Origin of the sequence: Faecalibacterium sp. BIOML-A4 (genome assembly GCF_009679665.1) — a bacterium.
Classification (GTDB): domain Bacteria; phylum Bacillota; class Clostridia; order Oscillospirales; family Ruminococcaceae; genus Faecalibacterium; species Faecalibacterium taiwanense.
Genome location: NZ_WKZG01000040.1, coordinates 1 through 1,657, shown reverse-complemented (window position 1 = coordinate 1,657; position 1,657 = coordinate 1). Strand labels below are relative to the sequence as shown.

Sequence of the window (1,657 nt, the reverse complement as noted above, 5' to 3'; positions counted from 1 at the left end):
GAGACTAACTATTAAAAGTCAAGCCCCAAAATGAAAAAATCCGTCTGCCGACCGCTGCCCCTGACAAACAGCATTCAAATGCCATAATCAATGCAGCGAGGGCGACGGAGAGAATAGCAAAGCAAGCCCGGCCAACCCTCGCAGAAACAGAATAGCATTTGAATGCTTCGGTTTGTCAAGGGTTCGCTGCGCCAGCTAAGTTGTTCTTGGATTTGGCTCAGGCTCTGGAGAGAATCAGGCAGCTACAAGATATGCTTTGCCAGATTTCTGCAAGGCATAGATTAGCCGCACAAGTTTCTTCGTGGCATGGGATAAGGCAACATTGTAGTGCTTTCCTTCAGCACGTTTCTTGGCAAGATATTCAGCAAAGACGGGATTCCAGTGGCAGACGTACTTGGTTGCGTTGTAGAGGGCATATCGCAAATAACGAGAACCACGCTTCTCCATGTGAGCGTAACAGTTTGTAAGTTTTCCGGACTGGTATGTAGATGGAGAGCAGCCAGCGTAAGCAAGGATTTTGTCAGGAGATTCAAAGTTGGAAAAATCACCGATTTCAGCAAGAATCATGGCTGCTGACTGGATACCGACACCGGGAATAGAAAGAATCGGTGGATTCAGTTCATCCATGATTTTCTGAATAGAAACTTCAATTTCATCAATCTCGGAGGTGAGTTCCCGAATGAGTTTAATGGTATGCTTCAGTTCCAGAAATTTAGCAGGCATAACGGAACCAATGGAAGTTCTGGCAGCATCTCGAATCTGGATAGCCTTATCTTTGCCATAACGACCCTTGGATGCTGTCGCAAGAAGGTTTGTCAGCTTGGTGAGATGAATTTCTGAAATCTGTTTTGCACCGGGATATTCACTGAGGAGCGCATAAACCGAAGCAATATGGAGAGAGGGAACGAGCTTCTCCAGTTCTGGAAACAGAATCGTGACCAGTCTGGACACTGACTGCTTCAGCTTGGCTCTTTCACGAACCTTATCGAATCGGTATCTTGTTAGTGACTTTAACTCTTCGTTATGGTATGCTGTATCCGTGTAGGACTTGAGGTCTACATCGGACAATAGCATAGTTGCAATCGTTCTTGCATCCACACGATCGGTTTTGGTTTTGCGAAGGCTGAGACTTTTTCGGTACAGGTTGGTGTGCAAAGGATTCATGACATAGACGGCCAGGTCATTGTCAAGAAGAAATCCAAGAATGTTGTAGCTGTAATGTCCGGTAGCCTCAAGTCCTACTTTTATTTTGTCTGACTTTTTGGTACAGTCTCGAATCGTCTGAAGCAGCTGCTTGAAGCCATCCATGTTATTGGGGATGGTAATGCAGTCGGCACGAATCGTTCCGTCCGAGTCGAGAATACAGCAGTCGTGCTTATCCTTGGCAACGTCAATTCCAACACAAACCATTTTGATACCTCCGGCGTATTTATTTCGATGCTGTTCAGGACCACAGACTTCTTTGCTCTTGTAACCTCGTTCTAAATAAACCGTCTGGCGGTATCTAACTGATTAACATTTCAACAAAGAAGCTGTGGTTGGAGCCTCCCAAAAACCGTCTTTGCGGTAGTAACGCCTCACCAATCCACAGCACCCTGAAACTATTGTAGCATTCCGCTGGAGAGCGGTCTATAAATACTACTATTTTATTATACGA

General features: G+C 45.4%; 1 protein-coding gene. It reads right to left on the bottom strand.

Annotated elements, in window-relative coordinates; all coding sequences use genetic code 11:
* Positions 1 to 234: 234 nt before the first annotated feature.
* Positions 235 to 1,410 (bottom strand): IS110 family transposase, encoded by a 1,176-nt coding sequence (locus tag GKG34_RS15535; protein ID WP_005936957.1) that lies wholly within the window; start codon positions 1,408 to 1,410, stop codon positions 235 to 237.
* Between the last annotated feature and the right edge of the window lie 247 nt (positions 1,411 to 1,657).